The organism is Zhongshania guokunii (assembly GCF_040892635.1).
Taxonomy (GTDB): Bacteria; Pseudomonadota; Gammaproteobacteria; order Pseudomonadales; family Spongiibacteraceae; genus Spongiibacter; species Spongiibacter guokunii.
Genome location: NZ_JBFRYA010000004.1, coordinates 96,390 through 114,826, shown reverse-complemented (window position 1 = coordinate 114,826; position 18,437 = coordinate 96,390). Strand labels below are relative to the sequence as shown.

Sequence of the window (18,437 nt, the reverse complement as noted above, 5' to 3'; positions counted from 1 at the left end):
AATTTCATTCGGACAATGTAGCTTGGTGCGGCTTTAGAGCCTTCATTGATTAGGGACTTTTGCTCCCGGGAACAGTAACGAATTCATCATGATTAGAGCAGTAGTTAAAAAAGTTTTTGGCAGTAAAAATGACCGCGAATTAAAGCGCATGCGCAAAGTGGCGACCAAGATCAACGCTTTGGAAGAGGCGATGACGGCGCTCGACGCCGCCGCCCTCAGCGCCAAAACGCTAGAGTTTCGCGAGCGCCTCGCCGCTGGCGAAACCTTGGATCAGCTGCTGCCCGAAGCATTTGCGGTATGTCGCGAAGCGAGTCGCCGCGTCATGGGAATGCGTCACTTTGACGTGCAGCTCATCGGCGGTATCAGCTTGCACGAAGGCACTATTGCCGAGATGCGCACCGGTGAGGGTAAAACCTTGGTGGCAACTCTGGCTGTGTATCTCAATGCGCTGGAAGGTAAAGGCGTGTTCGTGGTTACCGTTAACGACTACCTCGCCTCGCGAGATGCCAACTGGATGCGACCCCTGTACGAATTCTTGGGTCTTAGTGTTGGCGTTATTCGCTCGGGTCAAGATTCTGAAGAAAAGCGTGCTGCTTATCTGGCCGACATTACCTACGGTACCAATAACGAATTTGGTTTTGATTATCTGCGCGACAATATGGCCTTCGCCATTGAAGATCGCTACCAGCGTTCCTTGAACTTTGCGATTATCGATGAGGTGGATTCCATCCTGATCGATGAGGCGCGTACGCCGTTGGTTATTTCAGGGCCAGCGGAAGACAGCTCTAAGCTCTATAAGCAAATTAATTTATTCATTCCCTCGCTCAAAAAAGCCGAAGTGGACGAAGCTGGCCAGCTCGTTGAAAGTGATGATGAGGGGCAAGCCGTCGCAGAACAGGGTCACTACACTGTTGATGAGAAAATGCGTCAGGTTGAACTGACTGAGTACGGTCATCAGCAAGTAGAAGATATGCTGATTGAGGCTGGCCTGCTGACCGAGGGCGATAGCCTGTATTCGGCCGGTAATTTGAATTTGCTGCACCATGTGAATTCCGCGCTGCGCGCCCACGTACTCTTTCATAACAATGTTGAATACATTGTTCAGAATGATCAAGTAGTATTGATTGACGAACACACCGGCCGGACCATGGCGGGTCGTCGCTTATCCGAGGGCTTGCACCAAGCCATTGAAGCTAAAGAAGGCGTAACAGTTCAGGCCGAAAGCCAGACCTTGGCATCGACCACCTTCCAGAACTATTTCCGTCAGTTCAATAAATTGGCCGGTATGACCGGTACCGCAGATACCGAAGCCTTTGAATTTAGGCAAATCTACGGTTTGGATGTGGTCGTTATTCCTACCAACAAGCCTAGCGCGCGTCGCGATGCCAATGATCTGGTGTATCTGACCAAAGAAGAAAAATACGACGCCATCGTCGAAGACGTAAAAGCTATTATGGAAAGCGGCGCGCCGATACTGGTCGGTACTGCGTCAATTGAAACGTCTGAAGAAATGTCTTCGCGCTTCCAAAAAGCGGGCATTCCTCACAAAGTACTCAACGCCAAATATCACGAGCAAGAAGCTGAAATTATTGCCCAAGCGGGTCGCCCTGGTGTGGTAACAATTGCAACCAATATGGCCGGTCGTGGTACCGACATCGTATTGGGTGGCAATGTGGATGTTGAAATAGCGCATCACGAAAACCCCTCTGAAGAACTCATAAGCGAGCTGCGCGAGGCGTGGAAATTACGCCACGAGAAAGTAATGCAGGCCGGTGGTTTGCATATTGTTGGTACCGAGCGCCACGAGTCGCGCCGTATCGACAATCAATTGCGTGGTCGAGCCGGCCGTCAGGGTGATCCTGGGGCATCGCGATTCTATCTGTCTTTAGAAGACAGCCTGATGCGGATTTTCGCCTCAGACCGAGTGCGCGGCATTATGCAGGCGCTGGGTCTTGAAAAAGGCGAGGCGATTGAACACCGCATGGTGTCAAACGCCATTGAAAAAGCCCAGCGCAAAGTCGAAGGCCGCAACTTCGATATGCGTAAGCAGTTGCTGGAATACGATGACGTGGCCAATGACCAGCGCCAAATTATTTACCAGCAGCGCAATGAATTGATGGAAGCTGAGGATATCAGCGACATGCTCGCCGCTATTCGCCAAGATGTGGTTGGCGATGTGGTGCGGGAATATATTCCGCCGCAAAGCTTGGAAGAGCAGTGGGACGTACCTGGACTTGAGCGCCGTCTGCACACTGATTTTGAAGTAGAGTTGCCCCTGCAAACCTGGCTGGACGAAGATCGCTCAGTGAATGAAGACGTGTTGACAGAGAAGATCAACCAGGCAATCAGCGAGGCCTACGAGGCCAAGTGTGCGCAGGTTGGTCTTGATATGCGCAAAATCGAGCGCCATATTATGCTGCAAGTGCTCGACACTTTGTGGAAAGAGCATTTGGCGACCATGGACCACCTGCGTCACGGTATTCATCTGCGCGCCTTTGCCCAGAAAAACCCGAAGCAAGAGTATAAGCGCGAAGCTTTTGAACTCTTCCAAGAAATGCTCGACAGCTTAAAACTCGAAGTGATTCGATTCCTCTCGCATCTGCGTCTCCAGCAAAACGAGAGTGCCGAAGAGCTGGCGCGTCAGCGTCGCGAAGAGCAGGCGCAGCGGGCAATGGAATTTCAGCATGCTGAATCCAGCGGCCTGTCGTTAGAGGAAGAGGCTGGCGAAGACGATGTAGCTGTCGCGGCCAATGCGAATAGCAGCAATACCCCTGAGACCTTTGTGCGTGACACTCGTAAAGTCGGTCGCAATGAAGTTTGCCCCTGTGGTTCCGGTAAAAAATACAAACAATGTCACGGCAAATTAGACTGAGGTAGGCAAAAGCATGGCGGTAGGTTCTGGTAAGTTACCAGTTCTTCACACTGTAGATGGTGTGCGGATTGGGGTGGCAAGTGCGGGGATTAAAAAAATTGGCCGCATCGACACCGTGGTCTTTGAGTTGTGCGAAGGTGCTTCGGTTGCAGGGGTGTTTACCCTCAACGCGTTTTGCGCTGCACCGGTTACCGTGGCCAAAGAACATTTGGCCAGTACGTCGCCGCGTTATTTGCTGATCAATACTGGCAATGCCAATGCCGGCACTGGTCAAGCTGGCATGCTTAACGCCCGTAACTCCTGCGCGGCGCTGGCTGATTTGGTTGGCGTAGCGCCCTCGGCCGTGCTGCCATTTTCCACCGGCGTTATCGGCGAAAAATTGCCGGTAGATAAACTGGTTGCGGCCATGCCAGCTGCTGTTACTGCACTTGCTGCCGACAGCTGGGAAGCTGCCGCTAACGGTATTATGACTACCGATACTCGCCCCAAAGCGACGTCTCGCCAAATCGATATTGCTGGCCGCACCATTACCGTCACCGGCATCTCTAAGGGTGCGGGCATGATTAAGCCCAATATGGCGACCATGCTTGGCTATGTGGCCACCGACGCCAATATTGCGCCAAATGTTCTACAAGCAATGTTGGATCAGTCTGCGGATGCATCGTTTAATCGCATCTCCATCGACGGCGACACCTCAACAAATGATGCCTGCGTGCTGGTTGCAACTGGTCGCGCCGGTGGCGAGCAGCTAAGCGAAGCCAGCGGTCCTGTCTTTGATAAGCTTCAGCAAATATTCAACGAAGTGTTTCTGGAATTGGCCCACGCCATTGTGCGCGACGGCGAAGGTGCTACCAAGTTTGTTGCCGTAGAAGTAAGTGGCGCCAATGATGTGAGCGAAGCCTTAAAAGTTGCCTATGCGGTGGCAGAATCACCACTGGTGAAAACCGCGTTATTTGCCAGTGATCCAAACTGGGGGCGTATTCTGGCTGCCATTGGCCGTGCCGGTGTAGATTCCCTCGACGTCTCCGCGCTAACCGTTCACCTTGACGATGTACTGATTACCGAACACGGTGGTCGCGCTGAGTCGTATACTGAGGCGGCGGGTGCAGCGATTATGAAACAGGCTGAAATCCGCATTCGTATCAACCTGAATCGTGGTCAGCATGCAGAAACTGTATGGACCACTGACTTCTCTTACGACTACGTCAAAATTAATGCCGAATACCGCAGCTAATAAGCGGGTCCATGTTGCCGTTGGGGTGATCCGTAATCCGCTGGGGGATATTCTTATTGCCCGTCGTGCTAACGAGGCCCACCAAGGCGGCTTATGGGAGTTTCCTGGCGGTAAAGTCGATGCTGGCGAAGGTGTTTGCGAGGCGCTGGCACGCGAATTAAACGAAGAACTCGGGATTTATATTGAGTTGGCGAGCTGCCGTTCACTAATTGAAATCAATCACGATTATTCCGATAAAACCGTGTTTCTCGATGTTTGGTTAGTCACTAAATTTAGTGGTGAAGCAGTTGGGCGTGAAGGTCAGCCGCTACGCTGGGTTAGTCCGAAATCACTTTCTGACTACGTGTTCCCAGCAGCCAATGTCGCCATTGTTGAGGCCATTCAGTGTGCCGAAACGGTTTAAATCTGATTTGATGATTGTACTGATTTTCGCTTAAAAATCCTGCTCTAAATCTCTACTCAAAACGTCATCGTGTAGTGAGTCGCCGGGAATATTGTGCTCTTCATTTGCCCATGCTATTAGATCGTGATTTTTGCAGGACTCGGAACAAAACGGCCGAAAAATATTGCTTGTGTCCCATACTAGTTCTGTTTTGCATTGTGGGCAGGGCACGGTGAGGGCTGCGGCTTTGTTCTGGTCTTGATTCATAGCAATCGATAATCCTAGCAATAAATGGCGGGGCTTACGGTTTCGCTGCCGCGAGTTTTAAGAACAGTTGATGCAATTCACTTACCCGTTTATCTAGCTGCGACAAGCTCTGGGTGTTATCAATAACATCGCTGGCGGCGGCTAAGCGACTTTGGCGGTCAACTTGGCTGGCAATAATCCGCTCTACTTGAGCTTGCTCGTTATTGTCTCTGGCAATTGTCCTGCTCAGCTGCACCGACTCTGGCACATCGACTACCACCAGCCGTTCGCACATACCTTTTTGCTGGCTTTCAACGAGCAGTGGCGACACATACATCGCATAGGCACTTTGTACGCTCTGTAATTGACGCTGGGTTTCTGCGGCAATCAGGGGGTGGAGTAGTGACTCTAGCCAGTGCTTGGCTGTGGGGTCGGCAAAAATGGTTTGCCGAAGTGCAGCCCGATTCAACTGACCGTCGGCGAGTAAGTGCGATTCACCAAAATGCGCAGCGATTTTTTGTAGTGCAGTGCTGCCGGGCTCAACCACTTCGCGGGCGATAATATCGGCATCGACAATACCGATACCGAGTTTGGCAAAGCGATTAGACGCAGCGGTCTTGCCGCTGCCAATACCGCCGGTTAGTCCTATAACGAGTCTGCTCATAATTTGAATTATATATTAGCGTTTAAAGAATGCCGGCGAGATGGAGATAGCCATCTATTAGTGCTTCACCCCAGAATAACGCGATCCAGCCGGCGCCAGCGAGGTAAGGGCCAAAAGGCATTGGCGTTGAGCTGTCGCTGCGTCGCAGCATCATCACCGCGCCGCCAAATACCGCTCCCACTACAGACGATAGTAAAATTATCAACGGTAAATACTGCCAGCCCAGCCAAGCGCCGAGCGCCGCGAGCAATTTAAAGTCGCCATAGCCCATGCCTTCCTTGCCGGTTAATAATTTAAACAGCCAAAACACTGACCACAGTGACAAGTAACCCGCCATCGCACCCCATACTGCGTCGTGCAGGGGAATGCTGCCGGTAACGCTATTGAACAACAGCCCCAACCAAATCAGTGGCAGGGTAAGTTGGTCTGGTAAGAGCTGGTGATCAATATCGATTACCGTGAGAATCAGCAAAATCCAGCTAAATAAGATCGCCCCAAAGGCGTAGGGCGTAAAGCCAAACATCAGTAGCGGGAATATCGTTAGTAACGCCGTTACGCACTCAACTATCGGGTAGCGAATACCGATCGACGCTTTACACGATGCGCAGCGCCCTCGCAGCAATACATAGCTTAACACGGGGATATTCTGCCAAGCTTTAACGGGCGCATTACAGCTCGGACAATGGGAGTTGGGAATCGCCAAATTAAACTGGGGAGGCGCAAGTTCTTCAGCATTTTCGTCGTCGCTGAGTAACAGCTGGCACTCGTGCTTCCAGCTAGCCTCCATCATCTTGGGTAGGCGATAAATAACTACATTAAAAAAGCTGCCAAGAAGCAGGCCAAATATGCCAAAAAAAGTGATGAGAAGCAGCGGAGAATTCGCGGCGGCTTCGTAGAAACTCATATTACTTACTCGTTGTAAGGGGCTTTGCACATCCCCGCAGGGATTGAGCTTTGTTGTAGCCAGAGATCGACATGCTACATTGCCGAACCAAGCATGAATATGGGCAGGTACATTGCGATCATTAAGCCACCTACGAGTACCCCAAGTACCGACATTATTAAGGGTTCGAGTAAGGCTGTTAATGTGTCAACGGCGTTATCGACGGCTTCTTCATAATGAGTGGCGACTTTATCGAGCATCTCATCTAATGAGCCTGATTCCTCGCCAATAGAAACCATTTGCAGGAGCATGCTAGGAAATAAATTAGTGAACTTGATCGAGGAATAAAGCGTTTGGCCAGTGGTTACGTCGTCACGAATCTGGAGGATAGCTTTGCTGTAGACTGCGTTGCCGGCAGCGCCAGAAACAGAGTTCAGTGCGTCGACTAAGGGAACCCCAGCGCCAAATGTCGTTGCGAGAGTTCTTGAAAATCTTGCTATGACGGAATTAAAGACAATGTCGCCAATAACCGGTGCTTTTAGCATCATTTTGTCTACCCAATCAGAAAACGCTTGAGATTTTTCCCGTGCTTTGCCAAAAGAGAATCCCGCAACCACTGCCCCCCCAAGGACGATATACCAATTTGCCTGCATCCATTCGGACATACTAACGACTAATTTGGTGAACGCGGGTAAATCTGAGCCAAAGCTTTCAAATGTTACGGCGAACTGAGGTACTACCTTGATTAGCAAGATAGTTGTAACAATAGCTGCTACAACTAAAACCGCGATTGGGTAAGTAAGTGCTTTCTTTATCTTAGCTTTAAGTGCTTCAGTCTTTTCCTTATATGTCGCAACCCTGTCTAGCATGATTTCTAATGTGCCTGATGACTCCCCAGATGCTATTAGGCTGCAAAAAAGGTCGTCAAAGTATTTTGGGTGCTTGGCGCAGGCGACTGCAAAGCCACCGCCTGAAGAGACGTCGTTCTTTATTTCAATAACAAGATCTTGCATCGTAGGGTTTTCAACACCCTCGGCAACAATGTCAAAACTTTGCACCAAGGGCACGCCGGCTTTAAGCATTGTAGCCATTTGTCGTGTGAAGATAGATACATCGGCAGGCTTAATTGGTTTGTTGCTACTAAATAGCGGTTTTGGCTTTTTCTTGACGTTCTTTGCAGCGATGCCTTGTTTGCGTAGGTGGGCTTTAACAATAGCGGAAGACGGCGCATTTAGCTCGCCTCGGGTTTTGCGACCCTGCTTGTCTACGCCTTGCCAGACAAACGTCTCATTTTTTGCTGCAGTTGCCATCGTTAATCCTTGGTAACTCGGTTGACTTCTTCTAGGCTGGTAACACCTTGGGCGCACTTCATCAGCGCAGATTGGCGTAAATTATTAAAGCCTTCTGATTGAGCCTGAGCGGCTATGGCAAGGGAGTTGCCATTTTCCATAATAATACGAGATATATCGGGCGTGATGCGAATTACTTCATAAATACCCACTCGGCCTTTGTAGCCATTATTACAGTGGTCGCAGCCTACGGGGTGCATGATTCTGGCGGTTTTTAGCAGTTCCTCAGAAAAGCCCTCGTCTAGTAGCGTTTGCTTGGGAATGTCATCAGCGGGAATCGCACATTCCTTGCATAAGCGCCGTGCAAGGCGCTGGGCAATAATAAGACTTACAGAGGTGGCCACGTTAAAAGCTGGAACACCCATGTTAAGGAGTCGGGTTAGGGTCTCTGGCGCACTATTGGTGTGTAGTGTGGATAGCACTAAGTGACCAGTCTGCGCCGCTTTGATCGCGATTTCAGCGGTCTCTAAGTCACGAATCTCACCAACCATGATGATGTCAGGGTCTTGTCGCAAGAAGGATCGCAGCGCTTCGGGAAAGCCTAGGCCAACCTTGGCGTTAACGTGAACTTGATTGATGCCTTCAAGGTTGATTTCAACGGGGTCTTCTGCGGTGGAAATATTTCGCTCTGGGGTGTTAAGAATATTAAGGCCGGTGTACAGCGAAACGGTCTTACCAGAACCCGTAGGGCCAGTAACCAAAATCATGCCTTGGGGTTGATTAAGGGCCTTCATGTACAAGTCTTTCTGTACCTGCTCGTAACCTAGGGCGTCGATACCCATTTGTGCGGACGATGGGTCGAGTATCCGCAAAACCACTTTTTCGCCCCAGAGGGTAGGTAGTGTGTTTACTCGAAAGTCGATAGCGCGGGTCTTAGATAGCTTCATCTTTATCCGGCCATCTTGGGGTACGCGCCGCTCAGATATGTCCATTTGAGACATAACTTTTAAGCGCGCTGCAAGCCGGTAGCCTAGGCTAGACGGTGGTCGAGCAACTTCTTGTAGTATACCGTCGGTGCGAAAGCGAACTCGGTAGATTTTCTCGTAGGGCTCAAAATGAATATCTGAAGCGCCGCCGCGAATGGCATCTAGTAATACTTTGTTTACGAATTTAACAACCGGTGCTTCATCGGCGCCTTTTAGCTCAATTTCCCCGCCGCCATCTTCATCCACCGCTTCAATATCGAGGTTTTCAAGACTTATATCGTCCATATCGCCAAGGCTATCGGCGAGAGATTCTTCTTGGGCGGCAAGATACTTTTCAATTGCTGCGTTAAGTGCTGATTCCTCAACCACTATCGGCTCAGTTGTTAGACCGGTATGAAACTTTATTTGATCTAGGGCATGAAGGTTCGTTGGGTCAGACATGCCAATAAACAAACGTTTGCCCCGTTTCCATAAAGGAAGGGTGCGATGGGCTTTGATTAGCTTGTTGTCTATGATTTTTTGAGGAGAAAGCTCGGTGGTGTAAGAGCGTAAATCGAGAAAAGGAATACCAAATTCATCTGCCGCGATCTCGGCAATACGTACACCGTCTGCCAATTTTTTGTCTACTAAATGTGCGACAAGGCTTTTTTTAGCCTTTTGAGCTCCGTCTATCGCTTTGCGAACGGCCTCCTCGTCAAGGATCTCGTCGTAAACTAATCGCCGCGCTAAGCCGTTTAGTGGGATTACAGAGCTGTTCATGTGTCGCCTGTGTCGGGTTTGTTTAGAGAGTTGCTACAAATCAAAGTGTTATGCATCGATTATAGCTTAGTTTCTCGATCCTAATAGGCTAAACAGTGTAGCCTTAATTGGTAAGAAGAAGAAGTATGTCGTTATCTGGCGCCTAACTTGCTTAGGCGTTCCTAGCAAACGTTTACGAACATGTTATAAATCGCCATTTTCAATGGCTTGCGTTGTTGTTTGTAGAAAAGAATTTCATCTCATTGAAGGTTAATCGTATGCTTGTAGAGTCATCTCGGACGGTATTTGGATTTGATACCACGCGACCCGGGTCAGTGTTGTATTTGCTATTGCTTGCATTGTTATTCAGTATTTCAGTTACAACTGGGATATGGGACTTGGGTAATTCTCATATCGTGATGTTGCATGAACTGGTGTTTGTGCTCGCTTGTGTCGTTGGTGTGGGTGTAAAGCCCTTTGTAACATTAATAAAATCTCGGCCTATTGTGAGTGTGTTGTTAGGCGCATGGCTATTTAGTATTACCTTGTCGTTGCTGTTGTCTCCTTATAACTTAGCGTATTTAAGTACCGGCCGGGCGCGATACTACGAAACTATACTCCATATTTTCTTCTTTTTGAGCTTGCTCGTCTATTTGCGGCTATATCAGCCGCCGCTACGTTTGGTGTTTTATGTTCTTCTGCTAAGCAATGCATTTGTTGTAATGCAGGCTATCTCAGTTTGGCATTTTAGCCCTGAGGTAGGTATCCATACATCAAGTGCGTGGTTTAGTCGTTTCCCCTTTGTGGGGCATGCGCGTCATGCAGGTTACAATATGCTCGTAGCCGTGTTGGCAGGAGTTTTTTTACTGCTAAGTGAACCCTTGCCTCGGCAACGAGTTTTCATTGGTGCAGCCTTGTTTTTGGTCGCTGCTTGCCTGTTCTGGTTGGGTGGCAGAGGCTCGATGCTGTCGGCGCTCGTCGCTCTAGGTGTTGTGTTTGTTTGGGTAAGGCAAAAGCTCATAATTGATCGGCGATTACTCGTCATAACACTGGGTGTGGTGGTTTGTGCCTTGATTGCGGCGCATTTTGCGGCGGCTTTTAGCTGGAATGGCGTTTCAAATTCGATTGGCCGCTCGGTTGCAGCAGAAAATGCTAATAGGCTGTCGTCTGGTCGGCTAAGCATCTGGCTGTATTCGCTCGCGGCTATTCGCGATGATTGGTTTTTGGGACTGGGCTCGCAGAGTTATTTGTTTATTCCTGGTAAGTGGCGAAATACCGCCATGCCGCATAATGCAATAGTTCAGTTTTTGGTTGAGTGGGGGGCACTGGGAGCAACGCTGTTTCTGTCATTATTTTTATATGGTCTTCGGCAGGCTTTTGCCCGCCTTAGAGTGTCGGCTTCGTCAATTAATGCTGAGATATTAGGCGCGGCTACTATTGTTGTGGCGCTCGCCGTTCATGGTTTAACCGATGGTACCTTCTATCATGGTAAGGCCAGTTTTTACATGGCGCTGTGCTTTGCCATTTGCTTGGGTGCGGCGGTTTTTAGTGGCAGAACTGACGAAAAGTGTCAGTTAGTGCCGGTAAATAGCTAGTTTTCTGTTGGAAATTGCATTCGTTGCGATGAGCGCAAGGGTTTCAGGGCTGAAGATACTGGCATGGTAAATGCTCAGTTAGATCTGATTGGTAAATTCTCAATCGTCAAACAATTTAAATTTTGTTCGCTTGGAGAAAACAATGAAAAAAGTTCAACAAGGTTTTACATTGATCGAACTGATGATCGTAATCGCGATTATCGGTATTTTGGCTGCGGTTGCACTTCCTGCTTATCAGGATTACACCGTGCGTGCTAAAGCATCAGAAATCGTATTAGCAGCATCTACCTGCCGTACGGCTATAACTGAGTACTATCAATCTGGTGAAGCAACTCCCGCGGCTAATGGTTGGGGTTGTGAGTCTAGCGCTGCAGGTGGTTCATCTAAGTACGTTAAAAGTGTCAAAACTACCGCTGATGGCGCTATTGTTGTAACTTCACAGGGTATTGCTGAATTAACAGCTGGTTCTGCTGATGTTCTTACACTGTACCCAGCAGATAGCAGTAAGGCTGCGATGACTTGGGCTGATGATAAAGGTGATGCTGTTTTTCAGTGGGTTTGTGGCGATTCTACGGCAACTCCAGCTACTACTATCCCTAAACAGTACCTGCCTGGTTCATGCCGAGGCTAATTATGTTGCTTAATTGGTAAGTGAAATAGCTATTATTTCGGAAAAGGGAGCTTAGGCTCCCTTTTTTTCGGCAATTTTTTAAAGGTGTAATGTTCGCTTGATATTTCGAATAGCATTGTTGTTATCACTGATTGGCACTTCATTTTTTTCTTATTTTGGTTTTCTTAATCCGAACCCATTAGGATTGCTTAGTGATTGCATGGTGTTTACGTTAGGTCTTGCTATGGCGTATCTGCTAATTCCATTTGGACGAGTCACCTTTGCATTGTATTTGATCGGCTTTACGTGCTTTTCTTTTTTAATTTGTGTTAGTAATTGGTGGTATTTCCAGTATTTCCAGTCTTTTTATAATTACGAATCACTCGGTCTTGGTGGCGATATTGTTGCTGCTCTAAAGTCGTTAGAAAGCTTTCAATATAAATGTGAAAGCATCTATCTCTTTATTTTCAATTGTTTTTTTGTTGCGCTATCAATTTTCTTTTATCGTAAGCCAGCAAGACGTGGAGCACCCGCCTTTGTTACTGGATTAGTACTGTTGTTGGTCGCGATGGTGCTTAATTTTGTGGCCAACTTTACGCTTGAATCGTATGCCAAACTTAATATCTCAATACTGAAGCCATCTTATGTTCACCCTTTGCATGCATTCTTTGTTTCCGATTATGCAAATTCGGGGATAGAGAGTGAAGAGGTTTTAGCGTCCGATATGTTCACTAGTTTAAATTTGCCAGTGAAAGATAGAGGGGCAGTTTTATTTAAGCAGCAAGCGTATAACGTTATTTACATTGTCCTTGAGTCTACAAGGGCTTCATTAGTCGGTGAATACGGAAATGGCGATAAATTAACACCGAATATTGATGCACTTGCTAAAACCTTAATCGTATCAAAAAACTTCTACGCTAATAGCAATTACACAATAAAAGGTGAAGTTGCCAGTTGGTGTGGTATTTTTGATCATAATGCTACGCCGCCAATTTCTAAGTCTAGTGATGCGATAAAAAACTTACATTGTCTACCCAAAATTCTTGCTGAGCGTGGTTACGATACATCGTATTTCCATGGGAATACGGCATCGTTCAATAGCCGTAATGAGTTCCTGCCTGTTGTAGGCTTTCAAAATATGTATTTTCCTGAAGACGGGGGCATGGGTGGGCGTCTGCCGAAAATCGGCTGGGGAATTTCAGATGAGTATATGTATCAGTTTATGCTCGATACTTTGCTTTCAAAAGGAGATAAACCATTCTTTGCACATTTCATGACGGTTAGTAGTCATTATCCCTATGCTTGGGATTGGGGTATATCTGTGCCAGTAGCAGAACACGCTAACCCCAAAAATGCATCGGAAGTGTATGGAAATTATAAAAATGCCGTTTTCTATGAGGACTACGCTTTAGGTAAGTTTTGGACGGCGTTTAAAAAATCTAAGCTCTACGATAATACGATAGTTGTGATTACTGCAGATCATGGTGTTTGGGTTTTTGACGATGAGGAAAATAAGTCATTACTACAAAAAAATGAAGAGTTTTTTCGGGTGCCTTTATTGATCTACCATCCAGATATTAAAGAGCCAGTGGAGTTGACGGATACCGCTAGTCAAATAGACCTGCCCGAAACAGTGCTGAATATGTTGGGAGTAAAAGATTACGACGATTTTTTTGTGGGTAAAAATTTATTTGAAACGGTCGAAAATCCTTGGGCTATTATGATGAAGCAGGGCGATATTGTGGTGCGGAAAAACGACACCATCTGCTATGTTGAAGGTGCCGGCTGTGCAGGGATTCAGCAAGATTGCGTGGCAATAGAGTACGGTGAGTTATTGCCCGACATTAATAAGCTGCAGCGCTGCCAAAAAGTGACAGGTAATCTGCTGCAAAAAAATGGGGCGGTGCTTAGCGCGCAACCCGCCGATCCTGATTTGATGGACAAGGCATTTAGCCTTATCCGCTACCACAATAAAAAAGTATTTATGGATTAAACCGCATCGACAAATCCACCGCCTGAGCGTGCTTGGTCAACGCGCCTATCGAAATATAATCCACACCAGTCTCAGCAATCCCCGCCAAGGTGGAGGCATCGACATTCCCAGATGCTTCTAGCTTGGCTCTTCCGGCAGTCAATTCAACGCCGGTTTTCATATCGGCTAAACTGAAATTGTCGAGCATGATGATGTCGGCTTGGCCTGCTAGGGCGATTTCTAGCTCGGTTAAGTTCTCTACTTCTACTTCGACTTGTTTGCCCGGCGCGATTTCTCGTGCTGCACTGATAGCTGCGGGTATGCCCCCACAGGCGGCGATGTGGTTTTCTTTTATAAGAAATGCGTCGTATAGGCCAATACGGTGGTTGTGGCAGCCGCCGCAGGTAACAGCGTATTTTTGCGCGGTGCGCAGGCCGGGGATGGTTTTGCGGGTGTCGAGCAGGCGCACTTGGGTGTGGGCGACAATATCGGCGTAGCTTTTACAGATGGTCGCGGTGCCAGAGAGTAATTGTAAGAAGTTGAGGGCGGTGCGCTCGCCGGTGAGCAGTGAGCGGGCCGAGCCTGTTAGTTCGAACAGCAGTTGGTCTGGCTTGACGAGGTCGCCGTCGGCGACGTGCCATTGAACTGTGACGGAGTTATCAATTTGGCGAAAGACCTCGTTCACCCATTCGGTGCCGCAAATCACCGCGTTTTCGCGGGTAATGATGCGGGCTTTGGCGGTCTGCGACACGGGGATAAGTTGGGCGGTGATGTCGCCACTACCGATGTCTTCTTTAAGGGCGAAGGCCACGGTTTCCGTGATGTCGCGCTGTAATTGGGCTGTGAACTGCATGTTGAATTTCCGGGGTTATTGGCAAGATAATTCGGAGCGCGGCTATTCTACCAGCACATGCCTTGGCCTGCCTATTTTCATGATGTTTACAGAAGACTAGTAAGTAGTTGTAACAGTGGTTGCTTGGGGTGGAATTGCCGTATAACTATGTCATTCACGTGAATATTGAGTCATTGTTGTGCTTTTGCTCGACAGTTCAGTGGCTTACGCTTTATATTTCCTGCGTTTACTTTAAAATTTTGGCGAAAGCATTATGGTTGATCAGTCACCCAAGGTAGTAGATTTACAGTCGCGGCGCGAGCCGACGTCGACTGATGCTGCCCTGTCCGCGCCACTCGCCGCGATTCGTGATAAGTGTGTTTTGTTTTTAAATGATCGTCTTTGCGGTTTGCTGGACGATGTTGACGATGCCTTGTTTGAATTGGCTGACGAGGCGAGTAACGCCCGTGAGCAACACCTGTATTTTGACGCGATGCGCGAAATTCGGGTAAATAGGCAGGCCATTGAAGTTGGTTTTACCGAGTCTTTTACCCAAGGGTTTCATTTTCACAGTAGCAGCCACAAGGCCAACTCGCTAGAGAGCGGCAAGGCCAAGCTTCGCCTGCTTGAGTCTGAAGCGCTGGAAGAGCTGGTGGCGCTGGAAGGCATGGCGAAAAAGGCCGAACGCCGATTTTTGCAGGAAATATGGGTGCTGTGCACAGGATGGCAGCAGGCCAGTAATGGCCCTGTGGTTGCCGCAAAAGAATTGCCGATGGGGCCCGCTAAAATAGCCGCGGCGCTGGGTGTTGCTTGTCAGAGTTTAGATATCGATATCAAGGCTAGGTTGGTTTTATTCAAGCTCTTTGATACCCAGATTATCAGTGCCTTTGGTGATTTCTATAAGGCGCTCACCCCAGTGCTGCAAGCTCAGGGGCTTCCCGTCGACGTGTTGGCGAAAAATACCCAGTCGGCATCTAAAGACGAGTTTGGCGCGAAAGACGGCGCGGCGTCTGCAAGTGATGAGTCCGCTGAGCAAAGCTCTCAGTCAGCCGAGCTGGTTACGCAGTTGTTTGACGCCTTCGACTCGATGTTGGGTGGCAGTAAAGAGTCGGCAGCCGGCAGCGCAAAAGCTGCGGTGTCTAAGCCCTCGTTTATGGTTGCTTTGCAAGATATGCAGAACGAGCAGTTTGCCCAGTTTAACGTGCAAATTTCCCTGAACGGCGAAGCCAGTGTCGATTTTACCGCGATTGCACAAAAGCTGATTGCGCGCTTGTCGCAGGTGATGCGCGTTGCCAGCACCGATGCTTCGGCGCTCAGTTACGAGCGCGATCAAGACACCATTAACTTTGTTGGTGCTTTGTTCCAATATATTTTAGACGGTGATGGTTTAGCCGAGCCCTTAAAGGGATTGATCGCTAGGCTGCAAATTCCGGTCTTAAAAATGGCGATGCTCGACAAGGGCTTTTTCGCCCACGAAGAGCATCCAGCGCGCAAGTTACTCAGTGCTCTAGTGAGTGCGGGCATTGGTTGGTCGCCGGTTGCCGGCGTCGACAAAGATCCCTTGTACCGCGAAATTGAAAAAGTAGTGATGCGGGTATTGCGTGATTTTGGTGTTGATACCCAAGTGTTTGTCGATGCCTACGAAGAGTTTATTACCTTTAATGAAAAAGCTAAGCGCCGCGCCGAGCTGGTCGCGCGTCGCACTGTAGATACCGAAGATGGTCGTGCTTCAGCAGAAGCCGCGCGCATGTATATCGCTGGCGTGCTCGAATCTCGCTTGGCTGGGGTCGATTGCCCGCCCGTGCTGACAAAAATTTTGCAGCTAGGTTGGAGCAAAGTGCTATTTCTTAGTTATGTGCAGTATGGCAAAGGCAGCGAGCGCTTTGTGGAAGATACCGGCTTAATTGACCGCTTACTGTGGAGTGTTTTGCCTTCGAGTGACAGCGGGCATCGCAACGAATTAATCTCGGCGCTACCGGTATTAATTGAAACCCTGCGCTTGGGTTTCAATCGCGTGTCTTTGAATACCTTTGAGACCGCTCAGTGGTTTGAGCAACTAGAGCGTTTACACCTTGCCAAGTTAAGCCGTAAAGACACCGCACCGGCATCTGCGCCTGCCAGCCCTGCAGAGCCAGATATTGCCGACCTTGACGCCGCGCTGGCCCAAAGCCTTGGCGATGGCAGTGATGAACTGGAGTCAGCATCACCCGATGCCTCAATCACAGTATCAAAAAGCGATGAGGCTACCTCAGAAAGTGCCGCTGAAGTCGAGGCGAGCGAAGCGGAATCGGTTTCTCGTCTGCAGTCTTTACGGGTGGGTAACTGGGTCGATTTTCAGCAGGACGACGGCAAAATGTTGCGCTGCCGCCTAGCGGCAGTGATCAATGGCATTGGCCGTTATATATTTGTTAACCGCTCGGGGATTAAAGTCGCAGAATTTAATCGCGATGAGCTTGAGCTGGCGCTGCGCAAGAAATCGGTACTTTTGATCGAGGACGACCGGTTATTCGACCGTGCCCTTGAGTCGGTCATTAGCAATTTACGCGATATGAAAGACAAACCACTCTAAGTCCACGTTTTACAGTCCCACTATATTCCGTGTAATCTTGGCCAAGCACTTTGCAATCACCAGCTGCAAAGTGCTTTTGCTGTGTTGCTTTACAGTGGCACCTTTCAGTTAAGAGCGCGGTAGTGGCATGTACATCATAAATAGTGCCGGTTGGCTTAGTCCTGCCGCCAAGCATCCCTCGCCCAATTTCAATGACCGGCCGCCCGATGGCGATATCAGTTTGTTGGTTATTCACAATATTAGCTTGCCCGCCGGGCAGTTTGGGGGCAGTCAAGTTCGTGAGTTGTTTACTAATTGTTTAGATTGCGGGGCTGATCCGAGTTTTTTGGATTTGCGAGACCTAAAGGTTTCCTCGCATTTGTTTATCAATCGCCAGGGCGAGGTTAGCCAGTTTGTGTCCTTTGCCGATCGCGCTTGGCACGCTGGGGTCTCCCAGTTTGCTGGGCGTGAAAATTGTAACGATTTTAGTATTGGTATTGAGCTAGAGGGCTGTGACGATATTCCTTACACCTATGAACAGTACTGTGAGCTTATTACCATTAGCCAAACGCTGTGCCGCGTATATCCGGCGATAACACCTGAGCGCATAGTTGGGCATAATGACATCGCGCCAGGACGGAAAACCGACCCCGGTGCAGCCTTCGATTGGACTTATTATAAAAACGCATTGGAATAAACCATGGAATTTTTTGCAATTTTAATTGCTTGGGCGGCGGTGCAGTTTTGGGGGAGCGGCGGCGTTGTACAGCAAGACGCTTGGTTTGAGCGTCTGCAATTATTGACCGCTAAAATACCCGCCAGCGCGGCGCGCTTGTTGGTGTTGTTTGCGCTGCCCGTCATCGCGATATTTGTAATACTCTGGTTGCTTAGCCCTCTGCTGTTTGGTTTGCCGGCGTTTTTACTTAGCGTGATTATTTTGTTGTACAGCTTGGGTCGCGGTGATTTTCAGATATTACTAAAGCTCTATTTAAACAGTTGGCAGCGCGGTGATCTGGAGGGCGCCTTTCAGCACGGCCGCGGATTTAGCACTGAGCTTTGCGAGAGTGGCATCGACAACGCCTCACAATTGCATGTCAGCATTCGTAAAGCGGTGTTCTATCAGGGTTTTGAACGCTGGTTTGCAGTGGTATTTTGGTTTGTTTTGCTCGGCCCCGCTGGAGCACTGGCGTATCGCCTGTTGTTTATGTTGGCGGGCAGTGAGCGTCAGCCCCAACAAGATCGCGACCGCGCCGCGAATGCCCTGTTTTATCTAGAGTGGCTGCCGGTGCGCTTATTGGGCTTAGCCTTCGCCATTGTCGCCAATTTCGATACCGGTATTAGCGCTTGGCGCCAGCAGCTGCGCAGTGAGCAACCCAGTGCCGAAGTGCTAGACGATATTGGTATGCAAGCGCTGCCGACCTTTGTGCCCGAGGGACAGATTGATGGTGAGCTATTTGTTAAATCTGCGGCGGATGAATTATTAGCGGTGCAACATTTATTGTCGCGCAGCCTGTTGTGCTGGATTTGCGTGGTGGCGGTATTGCAGCTGCTATAGTTATCCGCGTAGTTGTAGTTAATAAAGGGGC

Annotated in this window: 15 protein-coding genes; 9 read left to right on the top strand and 6 right to left on the bottom strand. The window is 48.9% G+C overall.

Annotated elements, in window-relative coordinates:
- Window positions 1-88: 88 nt before the first annotated feature.
- The 3 genes from secA to mutT are packed head-to-tail and all read left to right on the top strand — an operon-like array spanning window position 89 to window position 4,509.
- Entirely contained in the window at window positions 89-2,872 is a 2,784-nt protein-coding gene (secA, locus tag AB4876_RS05935; RefSeq protein ID WP_368380729.1) for a preprotein translocase subunit SecA, read from the top strand.
- A 13-nt stretch (window positions 2,873-2,885) separates the two neighbouring features.
- The gene (gene argJ, locus AB4876_RS05930; RefSeq protein ID WP_368380728.1) at window positions 2,886-4,106 is read left to right on the top strand and encodes a bifunctional glutamate N-acetyltransferase/amino-acid acetyltransferase ArgJ; all 1,221 of its coding nucleotides are present in this window, start codon (window positions 2,886-2,888) and stop codon (window positions 4,104-4,106) included.
- Window positions 4,087-4,509: an 8-oxo-dGTP diphosphatase MutT gene (gene mutT, locus AB4876_RS05925; protein WP_368380727.1), complete on the top strand. Its 423-nt coding sequence runs from the start codon at window positions 4,087-4,089 to the stop codon at window positions 4,507-4,509. The genes argJ and mutT overlap by 20 nt, the downstream gene beginning before the upstream one ends.
- A 30-nt stretch (window positions 4,510-4,539) precedes the next feature.
- On the opposite strand, the gene AB4876_RS05920 is transcribed toward mutT, so the two are convergent.
- The 5 genes from AB4876_RS05920 to pilB all read right to left on the bottom strand — a co-directional run bounded on the left by AB4876_RS05920 (window position 4,540) and on the right by pilB (window position 9,315).
- Window positions 4,540-4,755, bottom strand: a complete 216-nt coding sequence (locus AB4876_RS05920) for a DNA gyrase inhibitor YacG (RefSeq protein ID WP_368380726.1) — start codon at window positions 4,753-4,755, stop codon at window positions 4,540-4,542.
- A 34-nt stretch (window positions 4,756-4,789) separates the two neighbouring features.
- Window positions 4,790-5,398, bottom strand: coding sequence for a dephospho-CoA kinase (gene coaE, locus AB4876_RS05915; protein ID WP_368380725.1), 609 nt, complete (start codon window positions 5,396-5,398; stop codon window positions 4,790-4,792).
- A 22-nt stretch (window positions 5,399-5,420) separates the two neighbouring features.
- Window positions 5,421-6,302 carry a prepilin peptidase gene (locus tag AB4876_RS05910; RefSeq protein WP_368380724.1) on the bottom strand — a complete coding sequence of 294 codons (882 nt, stop codon included), beginning with the start codon at window positions 6,300-6,302 and terminating at the stop codon, window positions 5,421-5,423.
- A gap of 74 nt (window positions 6,303-6,376) precedes the next feature.
- Window positions 6,377-7,591 (bottom strand): type II secretion system F family protein, encoded by a 1,215-nt coding sequence (locus AB4876_RS05905; RefSeq protein ID WP_368380723.1) that lies wholly within the window; start codon window positions 7,589-7,591, stop codon window positions 6,377-6,379.
- 2 nt (window positions 7,592-7,593) lie between these two features.
- The gene (gene pilB / locus AB4876_RS05900; RefSeq protein WP_368380722.1) at window positions 7,594-9,315 is read right to left on the bottom strand and encodes a type IV-A pilus assembly ATPase PilB; all 1,722 of its coding nucleotides are present in this window, start codon (window positions 9,313-9,315) and stop codon (window positions 7,594-7,596) included.
- Between the two features lie 377 nt (window positions 9,316-9,692).
- Between pilB and AB4876_RS05895 the strand changes: the two genes are divergently transcribed.
- The 3 genes from AB4876_RS05895 to AB4876_RS05885 all read left to right on the top strand — a co-directional run bounded on the left by AB4876_RS05895 (window position 9,693) and on the right by AB4876_RS05885 (window position 13,492).
- A complete protein-coding gene (locus tag AB4876_RS05895) occupies window positions 9,693-10,889 on the top strand; it encodes an O-antigen ligase family protein (protein WP_368380721.1) in 1,197 nt (398 codons plus the stop codon).
- Between the two features lie 142 nt (window positions 10,890-11,031).
- Window positions 11,032-11,520 carry a pilin gene (locus AB4876_RS05890; RefSeq protein ID WP_368380720.1) on the top strand — a complete coding sequence of 163 codons (489 nt, stop codon included), beginning with the start codon at window positions 11,032-11,034 and terminating at the stop codon, window positions 11,518-11,520.
- Between the two features lie 97 nt (window positions 11,521-11,617).
- Window positions 11,618-13,492 (top strand): LTA synthase family protein, encoded by a 1,875-nt coding sequence (locus AB4876_RS05885; RefSeq protein ID WP_368380719.1) that lies wholly within the window; start codon window positions 11,618-11,620, stop codon window positions 13,490-13,492.
- Here the strand turns inward: AB4876_RS05885 and nadC are convergent.
- Window positions 13,482-14,324 (bottom strand): carboxylating nicotinate-nucleotide diphosphorylase, encoded by an 843-nt coding sequence (nadC, locus tag AB4876_RS05880; RefSeq protein WP_368380718.1) that lies wholly within the window; start codon window positions 14,322-14,324, stop codon window positions 13,482-13,484. The genes AB4876_RS05885 and nadC overlap by 11 nt on opposite strands.
- A 253-nt stretch (window positions 14,325-14,577) precedes the next feature.
- Between nadC and AB4876_RS05875 the strand changes: the two genes are divergently transcribed.
- From AB4876_RS05875 to ampE, 3 genes are all read left to right on the top strand, one after another.
- Complete coding sequence (locus tag AB4876_RS05875) at window positions 14,578-16,872, top strand: DUF1631 domain-containing protein (RefSeq protein WP_368380717.1); 2,295 nt, start codon at window positions 14,578-14,580, stop codon at window positions 16,870-16,872.
- Window positions 16,873-16,999: 127 nt separating this feature from the next.
- Window positions 17,000-17,548 (top strand): 1,6-anhydro-N-acetylmuramyl-L-alanine amidase AmpD, encoded by a 549-nt coding sequence (gene ampD / locus AB4876_RS05870; protein WP_368380716.1) that lies wholly within the window; start codon window positions 17,000-17,002, stop codon window positions 17,546-17,548.
- 3 nt (window positions 17,549-17,551) lie between these two features.
- On the top strand, window positions 17,552-18,406 hold the full coding sequence (gene ampE / locus AB4876_RS05865) for a regulatory signaling modulator protein AmpE (protein ID WP_368380715.1): 855 nt from the start codon (window positions 17,552-17,554) through the stop codon (window positions 18,404-18,406).
- The last annotated feature ends 31 nt before the right edge of the window (window positions 18,407-18,437 follow it).